Here is a 26,613-nt window from a genome sequence, read left to right as displayed (position 1 = left end):
CCCTCCCGCCCTTTGGCCAGGACCGCGCCCTACTCGGTCGGCTGCGCGCAGCCGCCCTCCCCGAGCTGAAACGCCGCCTCTCCCTGCGACGTGCCGCTGGCCCGGCCGTCTCCTCCGGAGCCAGCCCGACCAGCCGTCGCATGGTCGTGGCAACGCTTCATCTCGGCCGTTCCGGTTACGGTCACTGGGGCAGGGGTGTGCCCGCAACGGTGCGAACAGATGTATGTGGCCATCGGCCCAATCAAGCATAAAGCATGGGAAGTGCTTCAACCATGACGTTAGTCGTTGCAAAGATGGCTGTGCAAAATAGTGTGGTTCGGAGAGGGTTCCGATAATGTCTTCAATAATCAAGTTTTTCCGAATTACATTCTTTCTCGTCCTGTATTTTTTCTTATGTATGGTCGTGGTGACCACAATGCTTCAGGGTTGGCCGATTGGCGGCCAGATGTTGTTTGCATTTGGTGTTCCCGTCATTCTGGTCTGGTGGCAAGAAAAACGGAGATCGCGGAAAGTCGCTGCAAAGGCGCAAGCTGAGGGGAGTTCCGAAAATCTACCCCCCCGACCTGAGCCGGTGCCGCGCCCAAGTGCCTACGACAAGCGTATCGAGCGTGAGCGCGAACGAACTCGCGAAGCCAACGCGTCCAAACAGCCGGCTGCCGTGCAGGCTTACTCCCCACCAAAGCAGGACTACGCTGAAATCGTTCGGGCTGGAAAGTCTGCGGCGCCGGCACTTGCCGCGGCCGCTGAACGAAATCAGCCCTCGCGAGTGGCATCGAGCGCATCGGTCCGATCATCGAAAAGCGGGTGGGTCCCGTCTTATGAAACAGCTAGCGTCGCCGGCCGCAACATCGGCGGGATGGTCTATGTCGGCACGGCTCCCTTGCTGAACACCTACGGGTATCGTGACAAGTGCCGAGCCTATATCGATCCGTCTCTGTCTGTCGCGCGCTCTGGAGCCGACAAAGCTGGTGAAGGTATGCCTTACTGGCCCGGATACGCGGATATCTCACCTCAGTGCCGGGCGACCTACCTCGACTGGTTGGCCAGCGGGCGCAACGACGCCTCCTACAACCCCGGATACATGTTCCTGTACTTCTACGGGCTGGAGCGTCGCTTCTTCGTCGATCAGTCCAACGAAGATGCCAAGGATATCGTCCAGGAAGTTCGGCGGCTGCAGTCACTTTACCCTGACAACCACTCCGTCAGGCGCTATTTGGGTGAGTTCCTCGACATTGCGATGCTTGCCGAAACCGACCTCGACGCTATCGAACCGATTTTCGAGAAGCAGGGCTGGGAACTTCCGTTCTCACTCAAATACGCAATCGGAGCTCGGATCGACAAAGGCGAGAACCTGACGGCTGACTGGTTGCTGAGTTGGTTCATCTGCCATCCGGAAACAAATCTGAGAACTCCCGCGACGCGGTGCCGTGACGAGTTCGTCGCTCTTTTCCGTATGCGGTTTGATCGGCGTTTTCCTGATGGGCTCAAAGTGACAAAACCCCGGAAATCACTCACGGCATCCTATCGCGCCGCCTCCAGCGAGTTTCAGGGGTCAGTCAATCCGACCGTGGATGGCAAACCCGTGCCCGACATCTCCGGCTTGCGCAAGCCGGTCGAGATTGCGCAAGAGCTGGCTGACGAGGTGATGAACGACCTCGACAAGCTCAGTCGCTTCCTGGGCCGAAACCCTGACGGCCGCGGAAGTGTGGAAGCGCATGCCTTGCTACCCTCTGAACTTTGGGATGCTTTCCCATCAGAGGAAATGGACCGCTTGAAATCTTGGGCAAGCGATATCGTCGATCGCGGGGGATTGGTGCCGCTTGAGGAGGTGATCGGACGACTGGAGGGAGAAACGAACGAGAAGATCGGAAAACGGCAAATGACAGGAGCCGCCGACGCGCTCGCGCGCCTCGGTTTCGGTCTGGCGCCCGACCCTCGGTTTGCGCTCCGGTCGCCCAAGACGGAGGAGCCTGTTGTGCTGTTTCGTCTGGGCGAACCCATCGAAAGACTGGAGGACGTTTCCGACAGCTATCGAAGCGCCTTGATCGAATTGGCACTTGGGTCGTTAGTCGCCCATGCTGATGGTCGCATCGCGGAGCCTGAACGCAGGGCGTTGGAAGATCAGGTTTCTGCCACGGCCCTCAGCGATCAGGAACGCCGCAGGCTGCGTGCAAACCTTGAATGGTTCCTGGCCGTGCCACCGGACATGACGCTTCTGCGGCGCAAACTGAAGGAGGTGGGCCAAGACAGCCAAGCCGCTATGCGGGCAGCGCTGGTCGGTGCAGCACATGCCGATGGCATTATTCACTCCGACGAAGTCGCAAGCATCGAGAAAATCTACAAGGCTTTGGGACTTGATCCTGCGCTTGCCTACACCGACCTGCATGCTGGCGAAGTTGCGGATGGTCCACGCACTGTTCGCGCGTCGCAACCGGGTCGCCCGGGCGAAGCGATACCCGCGCTCGAAAAAGCCAGCGGACCGAAACTCGACGCTTCACGGATCGCAGCAATTCGTTCGGACACAGAGCGCGTGTCGTCCGTCCTCGGTCAGATTTTCGATGTCAAAGAGGAAGAAAGTGGTGCCTCCGCGCCTGCCAGCCAAAGCCAGCTGGTAGGGCTTGACCCGAAACACGGCGCCCTTGTCCTCGAACTGGTCACTCGAGAGCATTGGTCTGAAACCGAGTTCGAGACGATCTGCGCCTCGCATGGGTTGATGGCATCCGGGGCTTTGGAAGTCGTGAATGAATGGGCTTTTGAGACCTACAACGAAGCACTGCTCGACGAGTATGATGGATATGACGTGTCTCTGGAAATTGCGGAGGCGGTAAAAGAAAAGATGAGTGCGGAGGGCAGGGATGTCTAAGTTGAAACCACGTGAACGCGATGCAATCGTACAGGCGCTTCGGGCCGGGGTCGTGCCCAAACTCGGTTTGCGCCATATTCAGGTTGGCCGCGTCCGAGAGATTGAAGAGCTCGTCAAGGACATGGACCGGATATCCGATGGCGGATCGGCGATCCGGTTCATCATCGGGGAGTACGGATCGGGCAAGACGTTCTTCATGAACCTGATCCGCCTCGTGGCTCTGGAGAAAGGCCTGGTCGTGATGTTCGCGGATTTAGCGCCAGATCGGCGCATTCACGCGACCGGCGGACAAGCTCGCGGGCTGTATGCCGAGATGGCCCGAAACCTCTCGACGCGGACCAAGCCCGATGGCGGGGCATTGGCCAGCGTGGTGGAGCGATTTGTCAGCCAGGCTCACCGAGATGCTGAAGAACGGGATTTGCCCACGGGGACCGTCATTCGTGAACGCCTTGGCCACTTTGAAGAACTTACCGGAGGGTTTGAGTTCGCCGAAGTCATCCGTCGATATTGGGAAGGCCATGAGACCGGCGACGACGAGTTGAAATCCGCAGCCCTGAGATGGCTGCGCGGCGAGTTCGCGACACGCACCGACGCGCGCAAAGCACTTGGTGTGCGAACGATCATCGACGACGCCAGTGTCTATGACCATCTGAAGCTGATGTCGGCATTCGTGTGCGAGGCCGGGTATAAAGGATTGCTGGTCGGCCTCGACGAGATGGTGAACCTCTACAAGCTCACTTCGTCGCAGGCCCGCAATGCAAACTACGAACAGATCCTCCGGATCCTGAACGATGTGCTGCAGGGTAGCGCCGAGAACCTCGGATTCCTTATGGGTGGAACCCCGGAGTTTCTGATGAACACCCGTCGAGGGCTCTATAGCTACGAAGCCCTTCAATCGCGTTTGGCCGAGAACACCTTCGCGCGGGACGGATTGGTCGACCTTTCAGGACCGGTTGTCCGGCTGGCCAGCCTGACCCCTGAAGATCTCTTCGTTCTTCTGGCCAATGTGCGGCGGATCATGCAGGACGATGCCGGTGCTCTGCCGGACGACGCGCTCGAGGCCTTCATGGCGCATTGTTCGGACCGGATCGGTGAAGCTTACTTCCGCACCCCGCGCAATACGGTGACGGCATTCGTGAACCTGCTTTCCGTGCTTGAGCAAAACCCCGGTGTCGAGTGGAGCGATCTGATCGAAAAGATCGAGGTCTCCGAAGACCTCGGCGAAGACATGAACGAGGTAGACGAGTCGACTGGTGCCCAAGACCCCGGTGACGATGATCTGATCAGCTTCAAGCTCTGACGCCGATGAGCAGTGCGTTCGACAAACTGGCGAGGCCTGTGCAGAAATGGATACGCCAGAAAGGTTGGCGCGAACTTCGCGACATCCAGGCGCGATCCATCCGGACGATCTGCGAATCCAATGCCGATTTAATCGTTGCAGCTTCTACGGCGGGCGGAAAGACCGAGGCGGCGTTCCTGCCGTTGATTTCACAGGTGCTTGACGAGCCGTCGGGCGGCACCGGCTTCGACCTGCTCTACATCGGTCCGCTGAAAGCCCTGATCACGGACCAGGCCATGCGGCTGGAGGGCATCTGCCAGGAAGCAGAGCTTCCGGTTGTTCCCTGGCACGGAGATGTCTCGCAATCCATCAAGACGCGCGCGTTGATATCTCCAAAAGGGATCCTTCTGATAACCCCAGAGTCCCTTGAGGCGCTTTTCATTCGTCGCGGTTTGGAAATTGCCCGCCTGTTTGGGGCGACACGGGCGGTCGTGATCGACGAGCTGCACACAGTTCTGGACAGCGAACGCGGTGTCCAGCTTCGTTCACTGCTCACACGGCTCGAGCTCGCGATAAAGCGCCCAATCCGTCGGATAGGTCTGTCAGCTACGCTAGGCGACATGGACCTCGCTAAGGCCTATCTTCGCCCTGACGCCGCAAACGCTGTCCAGCTGATCGAAGCAGATGGCGGCGAGGCTGAATTGAAGCTTCAGCTTCGCGGTTACCTTTCCGGCGATGAAGATGAAAACAGCCCATCCGCAACGGACGCGATCGCAGCACATCTTTTCAAACACCTTCGAGGCAGCGACAACCTGGTCTTCGCCGGAGCGCGTCAACGGGTCGAGATTTACGCAGATCGGTTGCGGGAGCTTTGCGAACGGGAGCACCTGCCACAGGAATTCTATCCCCACCACGCGAGCCTCTCCCGAGAACACCGTGACTTCGTTGAGCGGCGCTTGAAGGACCCTGCGAAACCGACGACAGCCGTTTGCACATCGACGCTCGAGCTTGGAATCGACATCGGTGACGTGACCTGCGTGGCTCAAATCGGTGCGCCATTCAGCGTCGCCGCGTTGCGACAACGGCTTGGCCGATCAGGCCGGCGTGAAGGACAGCCGGCCATTCTCAGGCAGTATGCTGTCGAAGCCAAGTTGACGCCGGAGAGCAGTTTCGTGGATCGTCTTCGCCTCGGCCTGATCAGGTCCATCGCGATGATAGACTTGCTGCTGGAAGGCTGGTGCGAACCTCCAAAACCTCAGGCGCTTCATCTCTCGACGCTCGTCCACCAGATACTGTCAGTCATAGCGCAGCGCGGCGGTGCGTCTGCAAGCGTGGTCTACAATGTGCTCTGCCGCGAAGGCCCCTTTCGGAAGGTCACAACCGAAGTCTTCGCAGATGTGTTGCGTGCAATCGGCCACCCAGAAACCGGCTTGATCGAACAGGTCGGCAGCGGGCTGTTGCTTTTGGGACCCGCGGGCGAAAAACTGGTTGAGCATTACAGCTTCTATGCGGTGTTTCAGACGCCTGAGGAATTCCGGTTGGTCGCAGAGGGGCGGGACCTTGGAACCCTGCCGATCGATAATGTTCTTGCCCCTGGGATGCTATTAATATTCTCTGGGCGACGTTGGGTTGTTCAAGAAATCCATGATCGTGAAAAGGTCATCGTCGTCAAACCCGCGAAGGCTGGTGTGCCGCCCGTCTTCGGCGGCGATGCGGGGGACATTCATGACAAAGTGATCGACCGAATGTTCGCCGTGCTCGAGGGGGATTCCAGCCCAGCTTACATGGATACAGTCTCTTTGATGATGCTCGAGGAAGCGCGTGCTCACTATGAACAGCTGGGGTTTAGGGCCAATAACCTACACACCATTGGCGAGCATACATCAGTCATTGCGACGCGGGTCGGTACTGTGAAGACATCAACCCTCGCGCTAGCACTGAGAAGTGAGGGGTTTTCGGTCGAACTGCATGACGGGTTTCTGATGGTGGAGGCCGGGGACGAAACCCCCGATCTTCAAACGGTACTAGCGCACATTCGATCTGGCGAACCTGTCGATCTGTTCGCTGGAGCTGGGAATTTAATGTCGGAGAAGTTTCATCCTTACCTGTCGCAGCCCCTCTTGGAGTTGGATGCAATTTCTTCCAAGCTTGCGCCCGATACTCTTACCGCGATGGTCGGTAGAATCGTCCCAGCATAATATGTGCGGCAATACTCGTTGACTGTTTTCATCGCTCCTAGGGCTAGTGATTGCTTTGTCTCCGCCAAGAAAGGACGGCATCTTCCGTTCCCGCAACTGGTGCCGCGTCACTCCAACGATCCCAGAAATTGACTGTCGCGCTATTGGGCTTGAAGCGCGGCTCGGACACCACAACTCGCGTCGGAAGCAAGCTCGCATCGCCGACCACCAATGCCTCACCGATGTCGAGGACCGGTAGAAGATCACCAAACCCGCCGAGGCTGTCAGGCAGCAACCGTTTGATCACGGATTGATCGTCGCCGTTGGTCAGCCGCATCGCAATGACATTGTTGCACTGGCTCAGAACGGTGCGGTTCACTTCGGATGGTCTTTGGCTGATAACCACTAGTCCAACACCGTATTTCCTGCCTTCTTTGGCGATCCTCTCGAAAATCCCGACAGAGATCTCATCGGCTGACTCTGACGATGCACGCTCCGGGATATACAGATGTGCCTCATCGCAGAACAATGCGATGGGATGACGGTTGTCTGGTGGCGTCCACTGGCTGACTGTGAATATCAGCCGAGCAATCAAGCTGACCATGAGCGGCAGGATGTCGGACGGCACTTCCGAGAAATTGATGATCTTGATCCCACCCTTGCCATCAGCTTGCGATCCGCGCCCGCCTATCAGGAAATGCGTTACCTCCGACAGCCAGGCCATATCCATACAGGCTGCTGGCGGCTGAAATATGAACCCAAGCCTGCGATCATTTCGTTTGGCTTCAAATCGCGCGATTAAGCGGCTGAGCTTGTCGAAGTATGGTCCTTGCTTATCCTTGTTGTTAGCGCCCGGAACCATTTGTTCGTTCAAGTCAGATAGTTGCTTGTGGACACTGTCGATATCGAAAGGCACGGGGCTATCGATAGTGAAATTTGCAAGAATGTCGGCGTGTTTTCCCGGATCAAGCATTGCGCGCTTCGCATCGGTGATACAGCGCGTCATGAGCATGGCTTGGTTCGGAGCGTTCTGATCGGACCGATCTACAAACAAAGCGACCAATGCCTCATAGCCGAGAAGCCAGAACGGTAGATGTAGAACACCGTCGGCCAGTCGGCGATCGTGTCCAATGTCCCCCGGCCCAGCGATGCGTAGATGCCGAAACTCGTCGCTATCGAGGGTCTGGTACTCACCATGGATATCGAACAAGATTACGTTGGCTTGTGGAAGACCGGCAATCTGGTCTAGGAGCCGCGCAGTTGTGTACGATTTGCCGCTGCCAGTGCTACCGACCACGATGGCATGACGTTGGAACAGACGGTTGCCGTTCAAGAAGGCCCGCGCGTCCTCGTCCAAAGCATAGCGACCAAGATCAAGCTGCGGGCCGTCGCCGGAAACCTGCGAAATGACCTGCATGAAGTCTGTCAGGCGCTGACCTTCCAAGGAAAAGCAATCCGCATCGATTTCGGGCACAGTCTCTAGGGTGCGCTTAAAGACGTTCTCTTTCAGCCCCTCCTTGTCTACGAGTGTTCCAATCAGAGCGACCCGAACGAGGTTGTTTTCGGGGAGCGCGGCTTCCGGATCCTCCTCAGACCCGTCTATTGCAGTTTCGTCACCTGCTTTGCGTGTGATGCGCGAAACTATCCCGATTAAGTGCTGCCCGGCTTTCGAGCTTCTGATCGCGGTCAACCGATTGACCTGAATCCGTTTGAGGCGTTCAAGTTCATCGACTCGCACCGTCACAGTGGCAGTATCGACGGCAATAATTTTGCCGAGACTTTCATCATCGTTGAAATCAAGTATGCCCAACTCTTCCTCCTAAAACCCAATCAATTCGTTCAATGCAGGCAACTCCCAATATTTGCCCCCGGTAACAACAATACCGTCTGGGCTGTCACGGTTGTAAACCATCGTCCCCTCATCGTGGTTCTCGAGCGCGAGGTAGTGACGCCCGGCGTTGTTCTTGAGAAAATCCTTGGCTTCGGGCGTTAAGGTGCGCGCTGCGACAAGGATGGGAACGTCATGCACACGACAACGCGTCATCAGCTTCGGATGGATATGGCCGTCGCGGAACCCGTATCCTATGCAAATGAATGCGGTCGCGGCACTCAACACACGATCGGCGCCCTGTATCGCGCTCCGAAAGGGCTCGTCGTGCGTCCGCTGATATTTGCTTACACCTGGCGTGACGATCAACGGAACCAAACCATCGGGCAACTCGCTCGTCATCGGTAGCGACATCACACCCCCATGCGGGTCTGAAAACCAATCAAGAGACCCGTGGACTTTCCAGACTGTGACCGTCCGCGCCAAATTGGCCCCTTGTTTGAAAATCAGATTCTCCGCCCCATCGGCCCGTCGCAGATAGCCCGGAAGGAAACCCGTGTTGTGGATGTAGCCGCCTGAATCGGCTGCATACTCTGCAACGCGGTCGTAGTTTGTTGTTACGACATGGATATTGCGGTTTGTACTTCGGAATAAACCTGTGAATAGGGTGCGGAGCGGAAAAATGGTCTCGGTCTTTATAGCTGATTTGAGCAGGCTATAATCGCCCTGAGCGATGAAGTCCCAGGTACTTCGGACAATCTTGACAACCAAGGAGTCGGGTAGAGGCTTGTTTTCTAGTGCTGCTTCTAAATGATCTCCAGCGGCCAAGGCTGTTCTAACAAGTGTCCAGGCATCGACTTCCGGTCCATCGTCGGCCTGTACATTATCGCGGAGCCAAACGGCCAAATCCCCCATGCCACGAATGCCATGCGGTATCGAGGCCCCGCTGCCCAAGACTATCACTGGGCTATGCTGTGCACAGTTTTGGCACTGCTTTGCGAGTTCTTCTAGTTCCAAAGCTATTTTGCCTCACTTCTTGTACTTCGGCTTAGTTTGTCTGTGCCCGAAAACGATTTGGTCCAAAATTTCGCTCTTACGATACCCCCGGTAGCACTTCTTTGTCACAGCAAGTTTTCGCTGTCGTCGCAAGGTGGGTGCGTCGGGAATCTGGCAAGTGACATGGATCCGAAAATGCCTGCTCCAGCTATGATCCATGCATCAACATGCGCCCTCTGGCATCTTTGACGGCTGTTCACCATCCTTCCTTAGCGGCCAACGCACTTCTCCCTTTGTCTGAGTTGCATGACATGCTGGTCGCAGCTGTCGTCCCGTCCACAAAGGTTGCCGCCGATCTTTTTCCCCTGACCCTGCGGGTCATTCCTCGCGGAGCAAAAAGACCGGCACCTGCCCCTCTCCGCTACGCTTCGCCTTCGGTGTGCCCGGGCCTTGGCCAGCTGCAAGGTGACCATCATTGCAACGCAAACAAGGAGAAGAGCAATGACCACGAACTGCATCAAATTCACCAGCGCCGACATCGAGACCGCCAAGGGCACAGGCTCCATCTCGACCCTGACCTTCGACCTCGACATCACGGTCGAGCCCGTCGCGAGCACGAACCCGATGGCCCCCACGCACCGCGTCCTCGGCCGCTCCCCGCGCGGCAAGCTGGTCGAGTGCGGCGGCATCTGGAAGAAGCAGAACAAGGAGACCGGTGCCGACTACTACACGCTGACCATCCGCGACCACGGCTTCAACGCCAACCTCGGCAAGGCCGCGAACCAGGACGATCTGTCCCTGCAGGCCGTCATCCCCTGGGGCCCGAAAGACGCCGCCTAAGCCAAGGGCCAGACCGCTCCGGCGGTCTGGCTATTTCTCGTTATGAGGAATGGCAGCGGTTCGGGTCCGAAACCCGTGTCAGAAGGATGCGGCATATTTCGGACGCTGACACCGAGGCGGATAGTCTGACTGGATCGATCGCAGAAGCAGCTTTGATCGTTCTGTTGAGGGACAGAGTGGATCGCGCGAACCCGAGGGTGAGCCGAAAGTCAGCAGGGGAAAAATGGGAGCCCACTGTGCGAGGTAAGCGCACCCCTTCTCTCAGTCGAGCAACCCGCGCTTGGGTCGTGTTGGCGAGGCTGCCAGGGTGCCGAACTCACCCTTTGCCGCGAGGGTGTAAACCGCAGATCAACGTCATGCGTCCGGGGGGCGACGTCTCACGTCAGGGCCACCGTCGCGCGCCTTTCCGTCGACCTGTTGGCCTCTCAGATCGCTAGCCCGGGGTCGAGCGGCCGGCAACGCTGGGGGCAGGTTTCTGGACGGCTGCGCCTTGAGCGCTGCGGTGCACCGCTCACAACAAACCTGCCCCCGGCGTGCTCCATTTCATTCCGCCCCGTGCCGGGTGCAGCCCGCTCTCATGCCCCCGGTCTTTTCCACGATCCGTCCAACGACGATCAACGGAAAGGATCACACCATGACACTCGAACAATCCATCGACCTCGCCGAACTGCAAGCCGACATGGCCTTTGATGCCTACCTCGCCGCGTTTGATGAAGACGCCCATCCCGAGACACTCGACAGCCTCGAGACCGAGGCGCTGATCGCCCGCAGCCGCTACGACGACCTGCGCTCTCAGGGACTGGGTCACTGACCCAGACACCCCTGCGGGTCTACTGATCCGCAGGGGTTTGACACCGTCTCTCAGAAGCTTCGTGACGCCCTCGAATGGTGGGACCCGCGCTATCTCGCGCGGGCCGTTTTCGTGTTCTTCGCGCCCGATCCGTTACCGGCTCGGGCGCTCGGTTTGCCTGACATCGCGTGCTGCTCCAGCGCAAGTTTAGGCAGATTAATTCGACCAGATTGCCGCGCATCGATGAGGACGGCGGCGTTCCATGTCGCGCTGCGGAGCAGTCTTGACTGCACCCTATTGCCAGCAAAAAGACACAGCATGCAAAACGTTATATTGCGCAATGTGATGTATTGAAGTATAAGCAAAGGAGAGAAGGAAGACGTTGGCAGGATATGGCCAATGTTTGCACATTTTGTCCGAGGGGTCTGTCATGGGCGTTTCCCGCAAAGCTGAATGCTCCGCCGCACGCGAAAGCGATTGCGAGCAATCGCTGCCTCGCGCGCGTCTGCGCATGCAATCTTTTTCTGGCAGCGGGAGAACGCCCTAGTGCCGAGGCCAGCGAAAAACCTGAAGCTTGAAGAGCGCATCGAAGTGGCGCGGCGCTTCACGGCGGGCGAGAGCGCGAAGGAGCTGGCGGCGGCGTTCGGTATCTCTCCGCGCCACGTGAACCGGCTCGCGAAAGAGGAGGCGGGCGAGGGGATCGCAGCGCGCGATCCGAGCGAGACAGTGGCTTTCCGGGCTAGTCAGTCTGAGCTTGCAGCGTTCGATGCCGAGTGGCGCGAACGGGGTTTTTCCAACCGGTCACAGGCGCTCAATGCGGTGCTGCGCGGACGGTGCGGTTTCCTCGATGTGCCCCGTGATCTGGTCGCCGAATTTTGCGCCGCATGGCGACAGGCGAAGGATGTGAGCGACGCTGGCATGGTGCTCGCCAAGGCGGTCCATCGCGGTCGGCTGGAGGTCTCGGCGGCGGATCGCGCAGTGCTGATCGAACTGCTCGATCTTGCGCAGTCGATGAGCCGTGAGATGGGCCGGATGAAGGATGCGGCGCAAGCGCTGCGTCATCAGGAGTGGCCGCAAAGGGAAGAAGGGCAGGGGGCGGATGGCGCGGTTCTGGAGGGCACCCCGCGCGAGACCGTGACAGGTTTGAGGCTCGTCAGGAATGGCTGATCCGCTCGCCCTCTATGCCTCGGTCATGGGCCGGCTCTGGGAGGATGAGCGTATCCGGGGTCAGGCCGCGGCGCGGATCGACGCGCGGCTGGCGGGGCGTCGGCAGGGGCGAAGTTTCTCGCGCGTCGGATCCATGTCGGCGCGCAACGCGCTGAAAGTGGCTTCAGGGCAGAGCCGGGCTGCGGTGTTCAAACGGATCCGGGCAGGAGGCTGCAAGACGAGGTGTAGCCTCGGGGCGCAGATTTCCTACATCAACGACAAGGCGGTATACACCTATTCGACGATGACCAACGCGCTGACCGATGCGGCGGTGCTTTCTGAGGAGCAGAAAGAAGACATCATCGAGGATTGGGCCGGGACCTGGCGCGGCTCGACCAAGCTCGGGTTCACCTCGCACATGCTGCTCTCGTTCCCGACCGACGTGACGGTCGATCAGGTGTGCGACATCGCCATGGACTGGACGGAGCATTTCTTCGAGAGCGGGGAATATGGCGATCAGTGGGACTATGTCCTCGCGGTCCATGACGACCGGGCGCACAAGCATGCCCATATCATCCTGAACAATCGCGGCGTCGAAAACGGCACCTGGTTCTCTTGCTGGGCCGAGGGCGTGATGTCGCCGCAGCTGATGCGCGAGAAGCAGGCCGAGATCGCTGAAGGCTACGGCGTGACGCTCGACGCCACCACCCGGCTCGAGCGCGGCATTTTCGAGAAGCCCGCCGGGATTGAGGAGATCTACCGCGCCAAGGAAGAGGCCCGCCTTCCGCGCGAGATCGTCATGACGGCCCAGGAATCCGCCATGGCGCAGGCGCAGGTGGTGGGCTTCGCCAAGGACTACAAGTACCTCGCCGACCTGCTGGACCGGATGGACCAGCGTCACATGGCGCGCGCCGTGCGCGGCATGGCAGACGGTCTCGGCTCCGGCACGCCCTGGAACTTCACCGAAGGAGAGATAGACATGAAGGACATCAAGACCGTCGGTGATGCGATCGACTATTCCGAGCGCACGATCGAGGCGCTGAGGCTCAAGGCCGAGGAATTGGACCCGGCCGAGCGCGCCGCCTTCGAGGCCAAGGCCGCGCCGATCATCGCGGACCTCTCGCAGATGGTGCCTGACCCGGAGCTGCGCGCACGGTTTGGAAAGCAGCTCGAAGAACCCTATCCGCCGGGGGCGGGCAGCGAAGTGCTGATTGCGGCGCTGCAATCCGGCAATGACGAGGGGCTGCGCTACGTGCTCGAGCGCGCCGAGGAGGTGGGCATGGACAGCGAGGAGCTGGTAGCCCGGATCACTGCCGGCGGCACGCGCAACTACGGCATGGCGCAAGACTGGGTCGAGCGCGACATGAACGCGGTGCTGGCCAAGGACGGTCTCAGCGTGGAGACCGCGAGTGACGACCAGCTCGATGCCGCGCTCGAAAAGGTCGACGGCGTGATGGACGCACTGATGGAGCGGGCGAAGGAACTGGGCGTCGAGATCGGCCGAACCCTCGCGGACGAAGAGGAGGCGACACTGCCCCTCATCGACGAAGACGACCGGACGCCCAATCCCTACCTGCAGGACCTGGCCGACATGCTTCGGGACGGCAAGCTCACCGAGGAACAGGAAGAGGTGGTTGAGCGGACCCTGCAATCCGAGCTCTTCAAGGAGTTGGGTGAGGAGGGTTTGGCTGCACTTCGCCGCGGCAACTACGAGGTGCTGGACGCGGCCCTTCCGAGCAAGCTCGACCAGATCACCGTCACGCAGGAATTCCTCGAGATGACGTTTGAGGAGACCGGCGACCAAGTCTTCACCGACCGCGCCGCCGGGTTGCAGCAGGACAAGGCGACGGAGGTGGCGCGGATGCGCGGCCAGCAAGAGGCGCAGGAAATGGGGCGTGAACTTGCCCGAAACAAAACACTAGATCGTGGTCTCGATGACGAGATGGAATTCTAAGGGGGAGATGACAACCATGACCAAGACACTCCCCCTTTGGGCCGCGCTCCTCTTCGGGGTGATCTGCGGCGCCGTCATCGGCACCATCGTCGCCGCCTTCTACCTGACCCTGGCCCTGAAAACCGGGTTTGGTAGTTTTGACATGCTGGCGCTCTGGAAAGCCAGCGCGGGCACCCGAGCGGCGCATCCCGAAGCGTTCAAGGTGGGGTTTGGCGCCGTAGGCTTCGGGGCGATTGGCCTCGGCGCCCTGGCGCTTGCCTGGACCTGGAAGAAGGAGCGGGACGACTATGGCTCGGCCCACTGGCAGACCAAGGCGGAGCTGAAGAAGAACGACATGCTTCAAGCGCCTGGCAAGGGCTTTGTCTGTGGCAAGCTCGGAGCCCCGACGTCCAAAGCTGAGTTCATCTCCTCGACCACCATCCCGCATGTGATGATGGTCGCGCCGACCCGGGCCGGTAAGGGGGTTGGCTTCGTGATCCCGAATCTTCTGAGCTTTGCGGGCTCGGTTGTGGTGCTGGACGTGAAGGGCGAGAACTTCGAGAAGACCGCGCGGCTCCGGGCGCTCAACGGCGACGAGGTCTATCGGTTCAGCCCGTTTGATTGGGCCAATGCCACGCATCGGTACAACCCGCTTGCGCGGATTGCCAAGGCCCCGACATTCGCGCAGCGCTTCACCGAGGTCTCGATCCTGGCAGACCTCTTCCTCGACAAGGACAACAAGACGCTCGACACCTTTTCCGAGGCCGGCAAGTCGATCTTCGTTGCGGCCTGTCTGCTGGCGATCCAACGCGGCACGCCGAACCTCGGCGAGGTGAACAAGATCGTCGCCGGGGGCGAATACAAGAACGCCCAGTACAAGACCTATGCCGACGAGGCCGAGGAAGACATCCTGCGCGAGCTCTGGACCAATGCGGCCTCAGCCTCGTCGCGGCTGCTGACCTCGAACATTCAGGCGCTGATGACGGCCGGTCTCAAGCAATGGGACAACCCGGCGGTGCGCTCGGCCACCGAGGCGAGCGACTTCGATTTCTCGACCTTCCGGAAGACCCCTCAGTCGCTTTACATCGCGGTGTCCGAGGATCACATCGCGACGCTGGCGCCGCTCTTGCGCCTGATGTTCGCCGATCTCATCGCCTCGATCCGGCTGAACGAGCCCGGCCCGGACGAGCCCTGGCCGGTCATGATGATGATCGACGAATTCCAGCAGATGGGGGCGATGCCCTATCTCGAGCGGGCGATCCATTCGCTGGCAAGCTATGGCGGCCGCGTCGCGATGATCGCGCAGTCGCTGGCTTCGCTTGATCGGATTTACGGGCCCGAGGGCCGTGAAAGTCTCGAGAACGGGGCAGGGCTGAAGCTCTACATCACCCCGCGGGACCAGCGCACGGTGAAAGAGGTCTCCGCCGCGGTCGGCAGCACCACCCGCGAGGCGGTGACCCGGATGTACGGTCGCAACAAGGGCTTCCTTGGCGCGACCTCGACCTCGGCGCGTCTGGAAGAGCGGCCGCTACTTTCCGAGACGGAAGCGCGCCTCATGGATCCCGACGAGGTCATAATCCTCGCTTCGCCCCAGCACCCTATCAAGGCTAGCCGGATCAAGTATTACGACGATCCGTTCTTCAAGGACATGCTGGCCCGCCAGGACGGCAAGCCGTTCCCCTATCCGCCGAGTGTGCAGGGCGTGGGGCCCTGGGGCGGTGACTTTGAGGTCGGCGCAGACGACCAGGCGAAACTAGCCGAACGTGCGCCTGTCCGGGATCGATCGCAGCGGCGCGAAGCGCGCGCGATGAGCGTGATGCCGATTGAGGCCGGACGCGGGCAGCCCGAGCCCGAGACGCTCGAAAGGGAAGCCGCCGTGCCGAAGGATTGGAAGGCGGCGCTCGACCGGCAGGAGGACTTCATCGAGGAATTGTTGGGAGGGTGAGCGCCGTCGACTAGTCCCCTATTCGTCGTAGTAGAATTTCAAGTCGCGTCGCTCTTTCAATTGGGCAGGTCGGTAGGGTTTGACCTCGCCACACTGGGCGACGGCCTTGGCTCGCATGCGCTCTTCGACTGAAGGATGGAGCGGGAAGTCGTCGCCAACTGCGCGAATTCCCTTCTTCCAGCGGATGCGGAGGGGGCCAAATGCTACCATCGCGTCTTCGCGGTGCTGCAAACCCAGAGGGTCAGGGGCGCGGTTCAAGACGTTCTCGTTGATCTGGATCGACGGCACGCAGTCTTTCAATTCGTCGACCATCCAATCGAGGGCGATATCGCTCAGGCGGGACTCTGCCTCAGGATAGCTTCCACCGATGTCGCTATGACAGCCCGGGAACCAGACCTGCTTCAACCACTTCGGCTCTCGATCTTTGGTCTCAATCGCGGCCGCCTTCGATGCCCATCCAACCCTTGGAAAGTCAGCACGGTCTTCGTCGATCGCCATGGCGTGACGGGCGTGTTGGACATCGGGATCCAGCCACTTGTCGTAGTTGCGCTTGTTCCAAGCCGCGAAATGACCCGTCTTGAGAATCTGCGGCCAATCGGTTGGGCGCCAGAGCTTCAGTTTGCGCTCGGGATCGTCCGAGAAATACTTGAAGTTGTCGAGCAACAGGGAACCTAGCTGCCAAAGAAGCGCGACTAGAAGTACGCCAAGCGGAACAACCAAAAGCCAAGACCATCCGAGTGCAACGCCTGCGGCCAAAGCCGCCCCGACCCCGAACGTGACGCCCCAGACCAAGGTGCGGACAACTGCCGTTCGCAGTGATGCCACCGTGTCGAAGACCCCGATGAATGTTGGCTGAACGTTTCCCTGATTTTCTTCGCCTACGAGCGGAAAGCTCGAATACTTCTTGCGAAATCGCTTGCCGAGTTCTTCACGGTTCTTGAAGTAAGGATCTTGTCCGCGCGGTTTTCCAGCACCGTGATTATACACGAATTTTACAGCGTCCTTGGCGATCTTGCGCAATCCGGGGCCGTAACGCGGGACCGGCGAACCATCTGGCATCTGCGTCGGGACACCGCAGAGGTTCATAACGTTTGCAAGTGCTCTTACTGTGTAGGCCCCGCGCGAGAACCCAAACAGCAACACACGGTCGCCGGGCTCGTAATGGGCGATGATCTGCTCGTAGCAATCGATTATGTTGTGGTCGATGCCAGTTCCGACGGCGCTTTCCAGGATGGGCTTGATCCGACCGAAAAACCCACCGCGTTCTCCTGTTCCCAAGCCCGGGTCGTAAAAAGCCACTTGGTCCTTAGGGCTAATTGGTGAATCTGGGCCGGGACGCATGGCTCGATACATCTTGTAAACATTCGACAGCCGTTGGTCTGGCCTGGCGCCACCCATCTGGCCGGTTCCGTCCGAGAATATGCAGATGTTCTTTACCATTTGTCGCCCTATTCAAGAACACGAAGTACAGTCAAAATCCTAAACCTGCAGCAGTTCTGCCAAGCTAGGAGAGAGTGCAGCGGAAATGTTTCGCCCGAGTCGGGAAAAATTAGAACATAGTGGAAACACATATGTCTACCTGATATTGTGACACATGAGAAGGGATTGCCCAATATGTTGGATACGATGCAGCAAATGGAAGTGTTCCCGACGACAGTCGATCTCAAGCGGGTCGACCTGTCTATCAACATGCGGCGCTTCTATAGAATGAGTGTTCAACCAGACCTGTTTGGCGGCGCATGCCTCGTGCGGGAATGGGGCCGTATCGGGTTTCGAGGGCAGATGATGATCGAATTTCATGATGACGAGGGCAAGGCTGTCACGGCGCTCATGAAGCTCCATGCTAGCAAAAAGCAGCGAGGGTATAGGGCAGCCGTGGCGCAGAACTAAGATTGAATTTTAGAGAAGAAGATTTCGCATAGCATGTATTTCGCGTTTGTTTTCGGCAACCGGATCCTCCACCTTTCGGCGGTCCAGAATCCGTAGGCAGCTTAAGACCAACCGGGCACCAGTCATGGCTGGATCAGAGCCCAGTGGCAGGTCACCGCACACCAGGAAGAGCATAAACTCGAATACGAGCCAATTAATGAGCGATAGCCGATGGCAGCTCTGTGTTGATGATCAGTAACACGCTCGAAAGGAGAATTTTTCTGTCGTTCCATCGACGCGGTTGACCCAGAAGCAGCGCGTTCCGTAATCCGCCGTTCTTACACTGAAGCTTTCAATTCCCGGGCCGATCTTTTCGGCGGCTTCGGGATGCATATGCATGAGATGCGTTAGTATTTCGGCGTCTTCATTGGTTACCTTGTCACCCAGTTCATATTTGTACAGCATATCCCTAAAAAAGTCGTTTGCGTGTAAGCATCAAGGGAACCCCCTCTATTTTGGGCTGATTTGAGGTGCGATTATTGCGCGAGGCTGGCGATTTGACTGGCGCAATATGAGGGTTTTGAGATGAGTAAACGGCGGGTTGGGCGGGGTTCCAAATACTCGGATGAGTTCAAGCGGCGGTTGGTGGCAGAGAGCCAAGCCGATGGTGTCAGTGTGCCGATGGTTTCTCGCCGTCATGGCGTGCCGACAAGCCGGATTTATTCGTGGCGCAGCGATGACAGGTTTCAACCCGATGGGTCTGATGATGCCGGGTTCATGCCTGTTGAGATTTCAGGCGGCGATCACGATGCAGTACCGATGCTGCCGGAAGCGCGGCCTACAGCCAGCTCCCGGATAGAGATCACGCTGGAGAATGGGCGCAAGCTGAGCGTTAGCGACGGGGTTGATGCTGGCTTTGTGCTGGAACTGGCGCGGGGGCTGGCGGCATGATCCCTGTTCTGGCGGATGCGAAGATCTGGCTGGCGGCGGGTGTGACGGACATGCGGCGTGGGTTCAACGGTCTGGCGGCACAGACCGCGCAGGTTCTGGCGGGCGATCCCTATTCCGGCCATCTGTTTTTGTTCCGGGGACGGCGAGGTGATCAGATCAAGATGATCTGGTGGGACGGTCAGGGTGCATGCTTGTTCACCAAGCGCTTGGAGCGGGGTCGGTTTGTCTGGCCCACGGCCAGCGAGGGTAAAATCAACCTGAGCCGCGCGCAGTTGGCCATGCTGATGGAAGGCATAGACTGGCGCATGCCGCAGAAGACATGGCGGCCCGCGATGGTGGGCTGAGGCAATGTTTTATGGGCTTTCTTGCTGTTTTGGGATTCCCCCTGATGTCCGATTTTGCTATGGAATGGCATGCGTAAGACCCCTCCAAATCTGGCTGATCTGCCACCTGACGTGCAGGCCTTTGTAGCCGCACAAGCGGCGGAACTGGCCCGTAAGGATGCGGAGTTGTTGGGCCAATCGTTGAGCCATGCCTCCGCCCAAAAACGCCTCAAGGATGAGATGGAAGCCGCCCTTGCTGCCGAGCGCACCGCCCATGCGCGGGCCATCCAGAGCCGAGATACCCTCATTGCTGATCTGCGCTTGCAATTGCATGGTCACAAAAAGCACCGCTTTGGGTCAAAGTCGGAAAGCAGCGCGCAACTGGCGCTGGAACTGATCCTCGAAGAGTTGGAGATCGAGCAAGCCGCAGAGACTGAAGGTGATGGTGAGGGCCAGACGTCTTCCGAGGCAGACGTCCCAAAGCCGCCGCGCACCCCGCGCAAACGCAAGCCTTTCCCAAAGGGGCTTAAGCGGGTCAAGAAGACCATCACCCCCGGTGAGACCTGTGAAGACTGTGGTGGCCGCTTCAGGGAGCTGGGAACAGATGTTCTGGAAGAGTTGGAATATGTTCCAGGCCATTACATCGTCAATCAGATCAACCGCCCGCGTTTGGCCTGTAGCTGCTGTGACAAGGTGGTTCAGGCGGAGATGCCAAGCCGCCCCATCCCCAAGAGCTTTGTGGGTCCCGCGCTGATGGCGCATATCCTGTGCTGCAAATACGGCTATCACCTGCCGCTCTATCGCCAAAGCCAGATGTTTGAGAACGAAGGCATCGACCTGAGCGGATCGCTCATGGCCCTCTGGGTGGGCAAATGCACCAAGCTGCTTGAACGCGTGGCAGATGCCATCCGTGACCATGTGTTTGAGGCACAAGCCATCTTCATGGATGATACCACGGTCAAGCTGCTCCAGAAGGGCAAAGGGCGTGGCAAAAACAAGAGCAAAACCGCACGGCTATGGGTCTATGCCCGAGATGAGAGCGCCTGGTCCGGGGCCGCGCCACCCGCCGTGTGGTATCAGTTCTCCACCAACCGAGGTGCGGAACACCCGAGCGAACATCTCAAATCCTACACGGGCTACGCCCATGCGGACGCCTATGCAGGCTATAACGATGCCTACCGCACGGGGCGCATCAAGGAGATGGCCTGTATGGCCCATGTGCGACGGGAGTTTTATGCCCTGTATGAAAGCCTGAAGCTGCCTGTGGCGGGCGAAGCGGTCTTGCGCATTCGAAAGCTCTATGACGTTGAAACACAGGCACGGTTCCTACCACCCCATGAGCGCGTGGCCCTGCGTCAGGAACTCGCCAAGCCCATCTTTGATGATCTGGAGATCTGGCTCAAGGAGCAGTTGGGTAAAATCTCCGGCAAGACGCCACTGGCTAAGGCCATCCGATATGCCCTCGCGCGCCTGCCAAAGGCACGGCCTTATCTCGACAACGGCTTCTTGGAAATCGACAATAACACAGCCGAGCGGGCAGTGCGTCCTGTGGCCGTTGGAAGAAAGAACTACCTCTTCATGGGGTCAGAGGCAGGCGGCAAATCCGCAGCAATCGCCTATACTCTCATCGAGACCGCAAAGATGAACAACGTCAATCCCGAAGCCTGGCTCGCTTGGGTGCTCGAACGCATCCAGGATCATCCCGTCAATCGCATCCCCCTGTTGCTACCTTGGGCATCTCAGGGCATGATCAACGCGCAGAATGCTGAGGTCGGGGATCAACACGCCGCCTGATCAAACTTTTCATTGACGCCTATGGAGGTAAAATGGCTTGGGTTTACTTGTTCTTTGCGGGTCTTCTTGAATGTGGGTGGGTAATTGGTCTGAAATACACTCAAGGCTTCACGAAACTTCAGCCATCTGTCCTGACCGTGCTCGCAATGATCGCAAGCTTCTGGCTCTTGGCTGAAGCAATGAAAGACATTCCCGTAGGTACTGCATATGCCGTTTGGGCAGGTATTGGGGCTGTGGGCGTTGCTATTATTGGAATGACCATCTTGGGAGAGCAAAAAGACTTGGCTCGTGTCGCCTGTCTTCTCTTGATTGTTGCTGGGATTGTTGGGCTGAAACTGGTCGGAACCACGGCCAATCATTAGCGCCGAATGACAATCAACGAGCTGCTATGATCACAGTGCAGAGGGGCTTCCCTGGATGCTTACAATGCGGATACACTTTCGAGGAAATGCTCGGTCAGCATGACATTGACATCTACCATGTCGAGACATTGCGGGAGCTGGCCGAGAAGTTTGTAGATGAAGGGCTTTACGGTGAAATCCCAGAGAGCTTGCAGTATTACTGTTTCTCCTACGACACCCCCTCCAAACTTGTCGATCTGATCAATATAGCGCTTCAATGCACCAAAGATACGGCTGGGCCGGTCCGCATATCCCGGCGCGCGGGTTTCGAGCGTCTTTGCGCTTGTGGCAAGGCCTCGATCTTCGTCGAAGAAATCGAACGTCTTGAAGTTGTCGGGCGTGCGCTCTCCCAAACCGCCCAATCGTTCCAGGTGATCCTACCACGGTCCACCCTGCTCCCTGATCGGCCCGCCCCAGGTGAGGCCGGAGTTTTCGATGACGTCCCAGTCAGGATCAGAGGGCAAGCGGCGCGCCTCTGCCGCCTCATGCAGAAGCGCGTCGCGCATGTCGTCCGCGTCCTGCGCGTCACAGCTCGGCCCGCGCCGCCGCAACGCACCAAAGCAACGAAGAGGCCGTCAACAAGAACGGAGTCTCGCCGGTCTGAAAGCCGCTCAGCAAAGGTTCACCCGAAGAAGCTCTTGGTTGAACGAGATTTGTAAAGATCAGCTCGCGTGACAGGCGCCACCCGGAAAATGTGTAGACAGGCCGACCCAAGTTTTTCCCGGATGGGAAAGGGTAAGAGTTCTGGCTTGTCGTTCCCCTGACTAGGCGGCCCCGTTTATGTCTGCGGCCAGTTCCTCCAGACTCTTTTTTGTGATCTGGATGATTTCTCGCACGTCATTCGCGCCCACTATCAATGGCGGACAAAATGCCATCGCGTCTGTCATATTACGTGAGATGAGGCCGTTGCGCAGCATGATTGCGTTCATTTGGGCGCCGAGTTTTCCAGGGGCAAAATCGCCTGATTTACCCTCTGGGGCGATCAATTCAAGTGCGCCTATGAGGCCAATGCCACGTGCCTCTCCAACGAGAGGGTGGGACGTCAGGTCGGTCAATCCAGCTTGCAATTCTGCACCGCGTTCGGCGGCATTGGCCACAAGATCGCGCTCTTCGATAATCTTGATGTTTTCCAGCGCTACGGCTGCGCCGACGGGGTGGCCACCGCCCGTATAGCCATGCCCCAGAACACCGATGCGCCCGCTTTCGTCGGCGATTGGCTGATAGACCCGATCGTTGATCATGAAAGCCGAAAAGGGGAAATAGCTGGAGGTGATCTGCTTGGACATGGTGAGAATGTCGGGCTTTATGTCAAAGGTTGTAGAGCCAAACATGTTGCCCGTGCGGCCAAAACCGCAAATCACTTCATCTGCGATAAGAAGGATATCGTATTTCGCCAGAACCGCTTGGATTTTCTCCCAGTAGGTCGCCGGAGGAACAACAACACCGCCCGCGCCCATGACAGGCTCGGCGATGAATGCGGCTACAGTTTCGGGGCCCTCTGATTGGATCATGTCATCAAGATCTTGGGCACAGCGTGACGCAAAAGCTTCTTCGCTTTCGCCGTCCTGACCTTCGCGCCAGTAGTGCGGGCAAGTGGTGTGCAAGATGCCCTCCATCGGCAGATCGAAGGACTTGTGGTTATAGGGCAGACCCGTCATCGACGCGGCTGCGACTGTCACGCCGTGATAGCCGCGCAGGCGCGAGATGATCTTCTTTTTCTCGGGCTTGCCGAGCGCGTTCGAGCGATACCAGACCATCTTGACGATCGTATCGTTCGCCTCGGAGCCCGAGTTGGTATAGAAAACCTTGCTCATTGGCACGGGGGCTATTTCGATCAGCTTTTCAGCAAGATCAATCGCCGGACCATGCGAGCGGTGCGAGAAGTTGTGGTAGTAAGGCAGCTTTTGCATTTGCCGGCTGGCGACATCCACAAGGCGTTGTTCGTTGAACCCGACTGCCACGCTCCAAAGGCCGGACATGCCCTCGATATAGCGGTTGCCGTTTGAGTCGGTGACGTGGATTCCCTCGCCTGATTCAATGATCAGCGGACCAATTTTTTCATGCGCTTCGGCATTGGTATAGCTGTGAAAATGATAAGCGATATCACGGGCTTCGTCTGAATTTGGTCGCACATCCATGGCAGGCATCACTTCTTGTAAGTTGGCGTTTTTCACGCGGCAGGGGGCCGCGATTTGCCCTCAGTGCTATCGCCGCTTTCTTGCTTTTAGCAAGCAGTTTTGTTCCGAGCATCCTGTCTGCGGGCCAGCGAGGCCGCCCATTTGAAGCAGAAACGCCCGCCGGGATTTCGGTCGTGGTTTGAGGACACTTCCATCCTGTGATTCTGTTTGGATGCTTCGTTTTTTTGAAGCGCAGCGGCCGTGAATCTTGGGGAAAATGCGGCCCAATCCCGCTCAGGTTGTTGCCTTCGCAGCTTTCCGTTTCACAAAACCAAGACCCGATTTGGCGGTGTTCTCGCGCTGCAAATGGTTGGTAAAAATATGTTTTAGTTAGATATTTAGGATTTTCCAGGGCCTTTCTGGGCCCGATGAAAGAATCGCAAGTGCGCGAATTGACACGTGACACAAGAGTTTGTGCGTTTTTTGCCAAAGTGGTTGGCCGGAACGGTGCTACGATCATTTTAACACATGAGACAGTTGTGTTTTCGCCATTTGTGTTTTGGGGACGTTAGATGAATCAGAAGGACAAAACTGCAAACAAGCTCATGACTGCCACCCAGTGGCAGGCGGCTGTCTCAGATACGTTCTTTCCCCTAGAGACCACGATGGCGGATGACCAGTCCTTTTCAGGTGATCTCAATACTTGGAACCTCGGTATCGTCGGTCTGTCGCAGATGCGTTGCGATGGCATTCTCTACAAAAGGCACAAGCGGCACTTTCTGGACGAAGTTGAAAGCAGTCTGCTGATTACCATTCCAAGATTGGGGACGGTCGGCTTTGACCAGAATGCCCGCCAGGCGAAATGTTCACCGGGCGAGTTTCTGGTAGAACGGGGCGATTTGCCCTACGAGTTCTGGCATGAACAGACGAACGAGCTGTTGGTGCTGAAGGTGTCTTCCGAAAGCGTGCGGGCCCGCATCGGCCCAACAGACCGTTTGGGCGCGCTGAGTTTTGATGGCACAGCCGGCGTGGCCAGTTATTTTCTGGATACCGTCAAGACAACGGCGCTGCACGTCGATTTGCTTGATGAGCAGGCGCGCGCGGCCGCTGGCAAGCACATCCTTGATCTGCTGTGCCTCTCAATCCGCAAAGATGACCGTGTGCTGGACAGCGAAACCTCGACAATCCGCGCAGCACATCTGCACCGCGCAGAACAGTTTATCCGCAACAACCTCTTCAATGAGAATCTCTCCTCAAGTCTTGTGGCAGAGGCCTGCAATGTGTCGCAGCGCTATCTGCAACAACTGTTCTCGGAGTCGGGCAGGTCGGTTTCCGGGTTCATCCGCGAAAAGCGTCTGGTGCGCGCGCGCGAGGACCTGAGCGTCGTAGGGCCCATCACAATTGCCGAGATAGCCCATCGGTGGGGGTTTTCGGATCAATCCCAGTTTAACAAAGCCTATCGTGCGCAGTTCGGCTGCACACCGACCGAAACGCGCAAAGCCGCGCAGCAAGGCCAGAAGACGGCCCCTCCGTAACCCTTAGCTAAAACCGAAAACCCCCAAGTAGGGTCGGCTTTCGCCGGCGCCTTCCTGATGCCCTGTTGTCTTTTGAAGGATGTAGACATGAAGAACACAAGAGTTGCCGTAGATGTGGGTGGGACGTTTACCGACGTCGTCATTATGGACGAAACAACGGGTGCGATCCGCATCGAAAAGACGTCATCGACACCGGATGACCCGATGGTTGCCATTCTCAACGGGATTGATCAGGGCGGCATCGACCTCAGCGAGGTGTCGATGTTTTCGCACGGGACAACCGTGGCAACAAACGCGCTGATCACACGTAATTTGGCGCGCTCTGCGATGATCTGCACCGAAGGGTTCCGCGACGTGGTCGAAATCCGCCGGGCCAACAAGGAGGATCTGTGGGACACCTACAAAGATGTGGCCAAGCCCTACATCCCGCGTCGGGACCGTCTGACCGTCCGTGAATGCGTCGACGCGAACGGCACGGTTCTGGAAAAGCTGGACGAAAAAGAAGCGCTGCGCATCGCGCATGTTTTGAAGAAGCGCAAAGTCGCCTCTGTTGCTGTCTGCTTTATGAACTCTTACACCAATGGGGCCAATGAAGAGCGGATGCGAGACATTCTGCTGAGTGTGATGCCGGATGTGCCGGTGTCGATCTCTTCACAGGTCCTGCCGGAGATTTTTGAGCACGAGCGTTTCTCGACAACGATGGCAAACGCGGTCGTGTCGCCTTCGGTCGTTGATTATGTAGCGCGCCTTGAGGGTAAGCTGGCTGACGGCGGCTACGAACGCGATCTGCTGTTGCTGCACACGGGCGGCGGCGTGATGACCCCGGCCAGCGTTAAAGACTTTGCCGCGCGTCTGGCAGGGTCGGGCATTGCCGCGGGCGCGATTGCCAGCCGCTTTATTGGCAACCTTTGCGGGTTTGACAATTCTATCGGTTTTGACATGGGCGGGACCAGCACGGACGTATCCTTGGTGTATGAAGGCAAGTCGCGTGTCACCAAAGACTGGTATATCGAATATGGCTATCCGATCCGGTTCCCGTCGATCGAAGTGCTGACCATTGGTGCGGGCGGCGGATCTCTGGCGTGGAAAGACGAAGGCGGGTCACTGCGCAACGGACCGCAATCTGCGGGCGCCTTCCCTGGGCCTGCCTGCTACAAGAACGGCAATGAAGTGGCCACAAACACGGACGCCAATGTTGTGCTGGGCCGCCTTGGCACATCGCTCGCGGGGGGCAAGATTACCCTTGATCCCGCCCTGGCCGAAGCGTCGGTCAGAGAGACTGTGGCCGAGCCTTTCGGAATGGAGCTGCACGAAGCCGCCGAAGCCGTGGTTGCGGTTGCAAACGCAAATATGGCCAATGCGGTGCGTTTGCTGTCGATTAGCCGAGGTTATGACCCACGGGACTTCGCGCTTGTGGCGTTTGGCGGAGCCGGGGCGTTGCATGGTGCGGCAATTGCCAAGGAGTTGTCGATCCCGACTGTCATTATCCCGCCCAATCCGGGTGTGACATCGGCTCTGGGTTGCCTGCTGGTCGATATCCAGCACGACTTCTCAGACAGCTTCATGGCTGCTGCGGCTGATACCAAGCCGGAGGATTTGGAGGCCGCCTTCGAGCGGCTGGAGGCCATGGCCGCTGATCGTTTGAAGCACGAAGGCGTAGCGCCCAAGGACATTGTCATGCAGCGCACGGTCGAGATGATGTATCAGGGCCAATGGCGTGCCTTGGCAGTATCTGCGCCGTCCAAGGTCACCGATATTGAGGCCTTGATCGACGGGTTCCACAGCGAACACCAGCGCGAATTCAACTTCCGCCGGGATGACGCACC

Annotated in this window: 22 protein-coding genes; 15 read left to right on the top strand and 7 right to left on the bottom strand. The window is 58.3% G+C overall.

What is annotated here, in order from left to right:
* Nucleotides 1-334 precede the first annotated feature (334 nt).
* The 3 genes from B8991_RS15150 to B8991_RS15140 are packed head-to-tail and all read left to right on the top strand — an operon-like array spanning nucleotide 335 to nucleotide 6,340.
* The gene (locus B8991_RS15150; protein WP_084353834.1) at nucleotides 335-2,863 is read left to right on the top strand and encodes a tellurite resistance TerB family protein; all 2,529 of its coding nucleotides are present in this window, start codon (nucleotides 335-337) and stop codon (nucleotides 2,861-2,863) included.
* Nucleotides 2,856-4,163, top strand: coding sequence for an ATP-binding protein (locus B8991_RS15145; protein WP_084353833.1), 1,308 nt, complete (start codon nucleotides 2,856-2,858; stop codon nucleotides 4,161-4,163). Before B8991_RS15150 ends, B8991_RS15145 begins: the two co-directional genes overlap by 8 nt.
* A 5-nt stretch (nucleotides 4,164-4,168) precedes the next feature.
* Nucleotides 4,169-6,340, top strand: a complete 2,172-nt coding sequence (locus B8991_RS15140) for a DEAD/DEAH box helicase (protein WP_084353832.1) — start codon at nucleotides 4,169-4,171, stop codon at nucleotides 6,338-6,340.
* 43 nt (nucleotides 6,341-6,383) lie between these two features.
* On the opposite strand, the gene B8991_RS15135 is transcribed toward B8991_RS15140, so the two are convergent.
* Both B8991_RS15135 and B8991_RS15130 read right to left on the bottom strand, forming a co-directional pair.
* Nucleotides 6,384-8,129, bottom strand: coding sequence for an ATP-binding protein (locus tag B8991_RS15135; protein ID WP_084353831.1), 1,746 nt, complete (start codon nucleotides 8,127-8,129; stop codon nucleotides 6,384-6,386).
* 9 nt (nucleotides 8,130-8,138) lie between these two features.
* Nucleotides 8,139-9,062, bottom strand: a complete 924-nt coding sequence (locus tag B8991_RS15130; RefSeq protein WP_143514619.1) for an SIR2 family protein — start codon at nucleotides 9,060-9,062, stop codon at nucleotides 8,139-8,141.
* A 582-nt stretch (nucleotides 9,063-9,644) separates the two neighbouring features.
* Here B8991_RS15130 and B8991_RS15120 point away from each other — a divergent pair.
* The 5 genes from B8991_RS15120 to B8991_RS15100 all read left to right on the top strand — a co-directional run bounded on the left by B8991_RS15120 (nucleotide 9,645) and on the right by B8991_RS15100 (nucleotide 15,797).
* Entirely contained in the window at nucleotides 9,645-9,983 is a 339-nt protein-coding gene (locus B8991_RS15120) for a DUF736 domain-containing protein (RefSeq protein WP_037207756.1), read from the top strand.
* Between the two features lie 634 nt (nucleotides 9,984-10,617).
* Complete coding sequence (locus tag B8991_RS21530) at nucleotides 10,618-10,794, top strand: hypothetical protein (protein ID WP_165198475.1); 177 nt, start codon at nucleotides 10,618-10,620, stop codon at nucleotides 10,792-10,794.
* A gap of 432 nt (nucleotides 10,795-11,226) precedes the next feature.
* Nucleotides 11,227-11,940, top strand: a complete 714-nt coding sequence (locus tag B8991_RS15110) for a helix-turn-helix domain-containing protein (RefSeq protein WP_232272178.1) — start codon at nucleotides 11,227-11,229, stop codon at nucleotides 11,938-11,940.
* Nucleotides 11,933-13,873, top strand: coding sequence for a relaxase/mobilization nuclease domain-containing protein (locus B8991_RS15105; protein ID WP_084353828.1), 1,941 nt, complete (start codon nucleotides 11,933-11,935; stop codon nucleotides 13,871-13,873). The genes B8991_RS15110 and B8991_RS15105 overlap by 8 nt, the downstream gene beginning before the upstream one ends.
* Nucleotides 13,874-13,889: 16 nt before the next feature.
* Complete coding sequence (locus B8991_RS15100) at nucleotides 13,890-15,797, top strand: type IV secretory system conjugative DNA transfer family protein (protein WP_084353827.1); 1,908 nt, start codon at nucleotides 13,890-13,892, stop codon at nucleotides 15,795-15,797.
* Nucleotides 15,798-15,815: 18 nt separating this feature from the next.
* Here the strand turns inward: B8991_RS15100 and B8991_RS15095 are convergent, their stop codons facing one another.
* The gene (locus B8991_RS15095) at nucleotides 15,816-17,237 is read right to left on the bottom strand and encodes a phospholipase effector Tle1 domain-containing protein (protein WP_040701697.1); all 1,422 of its coding nucleotides are present in this window, start codon (nucleotides 17,235-17,237) and stop codon (nucleotides 15,816-15,818) included.
* Nucleotides 17,238-17,411: 174 nt separating this feature from the next.
* On the opposite strand from B8991_RS15095, the gene B8991_RS15090 reads away from it, so the two are divergent.
* Nucleotides 17,412-17,687 (top strand): WGR domain-containing protein, encoded by a 276-nt coding sequence (locus B8991_RS15090; protein ID WP_007120621.1) that lies wholly within the window; start codon nucleotides 17,412-17,414, stop codon nucleotides 17,685-17,687.
* Between the two features lie 231 nt (nucleotides 17,688-17,918).
* On the opposite strand, the gene B8991_RS15085 is transcribed toward B8991_RS15090, so the two are convergent.
* Nucleotides 17,919-18,131, bottom strand: coding sequence for a DCL family protein (locus B8991_RS15085; RefSeq protein ID WP_084353826.1), 213 nt, complete (start codon nucleotides 18,129-18,131; stop codon nucleotides 17,919-17,921).
* Nucleotides 18,132-18,251: 120 nt separating this feature from the next.
* On the opposite strand from B8991_RS15085, the gene tnpA reads away from it, so the two are divergent.
* The 4 genes from tnpA (at nucleotide 18,252) to sugE (ending at nucleotide 21,096) form a co-directional block, all read left to right on the top strand.
* The gene (tnpA, locus tag B8991_RS15080) at nucleotides 18,252-18,617 is read left to right on the top strand and encodes an IS66-like element accessory protein TnpA (protein WP_065331083.1); all 366 of its coding nucleotides are present in this window, start codon (nucleotides 18,252-18,254) and stop codon (nucleotides 18,615-18,617) included.
* Nucleotides 18,614-18,961 (top strand): IS66 family insertion sequence element accessory protein TnpB, encoded by a 348-nt coding sequence (tnpB, locus tag B8991_RS15075; RefSeq protein WP_017467473.1) that lies wholly within the window; start codon nucleotides 18,614-18,616, stop codon nucleotides 18,959-18,961. The genes tnpA and tnpB overlap by 4 nt, the downstream gene beginning before the upstream one ends.
* A 69-nt stretch (nucleotides 18,962-19,030) precedes the next feature.
* A complete protein-coding gene (tnpC, locus tag B8991_RS15070; protein WP_065331082.1) occupies nucleotides 19,031-20,734 on the top strand; it encodes an IS66 family transposase in 1,704 nt (567 codons plus the stop codon).
* 32 nt (nucleotides 20,735-20,766) lie between these two features.
* Nucleotides 20,767-21,096, top strand: a complete 330-nt coding sequence (gene sugE, locus B8991_RS15065) for a quaternary ammonium compound efflux SMR transporter SugE (RefSeq protein WP_017467358.1) — start codon at nucleotides 20,767-20,769, stop codon at nucleotides 21,094-21,096.
* A gap of 59 nt (nucleotides 21,097-21,155) precedes the next feature.
* Here sugE and B8991_RS21525 read toward each other — a convergent pair whose 3' ends face one another.
* The 3 genes from B8991_RS21525 to B8991_RS15055 all read right to left on the bottom strand — a co-directional run bounded on the left by B8991_RS21525 (nucleotide 21,156) and on the right by B8991_RS15055 (nucleotide 23,273).
* On the bottom strand, nucleotides 21,156-21,488 hold the full coding sequence (locus tag B8991_RS21525) for an endonuclease toxin domain-containing protein (RefSeq protein ID WP_017467357.1): 333 nt from the start codon (nucleotides 21,486-21,488) through the stop codon (nucleotides 21,156-21,158).
* A 24-nt stretch (nucleotides 21,489-21,512) separates the two neighbouring features.
* Nucleotides 21,513-21,641, bottom strand: coding sequence for a hypothetical protein (locus B8991_RS22185; RefSeq protein WP_007120576.1), 129 nt, complete (start codon nucleotides 21,639-21,641; stop codon nucleotides 21,513-21,515).
* A gap of 258 nt (nucleotides 21,642-21,899) precedes the next feature.
* Complete coding sequence (locus B8991_RS15055) at nucleotides 21,900-23,273, bottom strand: aspartate aminotransferase family protein (RefSeq protein WP_040701702.1); 1,374 nt, start codon at nucleotides 23,271-23,273, stop codon at nucleotides 21,900-21,902.
* A gap of 584 nt (nucleotides 23,274-23,857) precedes the next feature.
* On the opposite strand from B8991_RS15055, the gene B8991_RS15050 reads away from it, so the two are divergent.
* Complete coding sequence (locus B8991_RS15050) at nucleotides 23,858-24,787, top strand: helix-turn-helix domain-containing protein (RefSeq protein ID WP_235866648.1); 930 nt, start codon at nucleotides 23,858-23,860, stop codon at nucleotides 24,785-24,787.
* Between the two features lie 87 nt (nucleotides 24,788-24,874).
* On the top strand, nucleotides 24,875-26,613 hold a 1,739-nt coding region (locus B8991_RS15045), incomplete at its 3' end, for a hydantoinase/oxoprolinase family protein (RefSeq protein WP_084353825.1).

The organism is Primorskyibacter flagellatus, from assembly GCF_900176485.1.
Taxonomy (GTDB): domain Bacteria; phylum Pseudomonadota; class Alphaproteobacteria; order Rhodobacterales; family Rhodobacteraceae; genus Primorskyibacter; species Primorskyibacter flagellatus.
Note: the sequence above shows the minus strand (reverse complement) of the source record. Positions and strands in the feature narration are given on the sequence as shown.

Coding starts and splice junctions, on each gene's coding strand:
- B8991_RS15140 (WP_084353832.1), top strand. CDS start 4,169: ATGAGCAGTGCGTTCGACAAACTGGCGAGGCCTGTGCAGAAATGGATA.
- tnpB (WP_017467473.1), top strand. CDS start 18,614: ATGATCCCTGTTCTGGCGGATGCGAAGATCTGGCTGGCGGCGGGTGTG.
- B8991_RS21530 (WP_165198475.1), top strand. CDS start 10,618: ATGACACTCGAACAATCCATCGACCTCGCCGAACTGCAAGCCGACATG.
- B8991_RS15095 (WP_040701697.1), bottom strand. CDS start 17,237: ATGGTAAAGAACATCTGCATATTCTCGGACGGAACCGGCCAGATGGGT.
- B8991_RS15100 (WP_084353827.1), top strand. CDS start 13,890: ATGACCAAGACACTCCCCCTTTGGGCCGCGCTCCTCTTCGGGGTGATC.
- B8991_RS15085 (WP_084353826.1), bottom strand. CDS start 18,131: ATGCTGTACAAATATGAACTGGGTGACAAGGTAACCAATGAAGACGCC.
- tnpC (WP_065331082.1), top strand. CDS start 19,031: ATGCGTAAGACCCCTCCAAATCTGGCTGATCTGCCACCTGACGTGCAG.
- B8991_RS15110 (WP_232272178.1), top strand. CDS start 11,227: ATGCTCCGCCGCACGCGAAAGCGATTGCGAGCAATCGCTGCCTCGCGC.
- B8991_RS22185 (WP_007120576.1), bottom strand. CDS start 21,641: ATGCGCGACGCGCTTCTGCATGAGGCGGCAGAGGCGCGCCGCTTGCCC.
- tnpA (WP_065331083.1), top strand. CDS start 18,252: ATGAGTAAACGGCGGGTTGGGCGGGGTTCCAAATACTCGGATGAGTTC.
- B8991_RS15130 (WP_143514619.1), bottom strand. CDS start 9,062: ATGGGGGATTTGGCCGTTTGGCTCCGCGATAATGTACAGGCCGACGAT.
- B8991_RS15050 (WP_235866648.1), top strand. CDS start 23,858: ATGACTGCCACCCAGTGGCAGGCGGCTGTCTCAGATACGTTCTTTCCC.
- B8991_RS15150 (WP_084353834.1), top strand. CDS start 335: ATGTCTTCAATAATCAAGTTTTTCCGAATTACATTCTTTCTCGTCCTG.
- B8991_RS15055 (WP_040701702.1), bottom strand. CDS start 23,273: ATGGATGTGCGACCAAATTCAGACGAAGCCCGTGATATCGCTTATCAT.
- B8991_RS15120 (WP_037207756.1), top strand. CDS start 9,645: ATGACCACGAACTGCATCAAATTCACCAGCGCCGACATCGAGACCGCC.
- B8991_RS15105 (WP_084353828.1), top strand. CDS start 11,933: ATGGCTGATCCGCTCGCCCTCTATGCCTCGGTCATGGGCCGGCTCTGG.
- B8991_RS15090 (WP_007120621.1), top strand. CDS start 17,412: ATGTTGGATACGATGCAGCAAATGGAAGTGTTCCCGACGACAGTCGAT.
- B8991_RS15145 (WP_084353833.1), top strand. CDS start 2,856: ATGTCTAAGTTGAAACCACGTGAACGCGATGCAATCGTACAGGCGCTT.
- sugE (WP_017467358.1), top strand. CDS start 20,767: ATGGCTTGGGTTTACTTGTTCTTTGCGGGTCTTCTTGAATGTGGGTGG.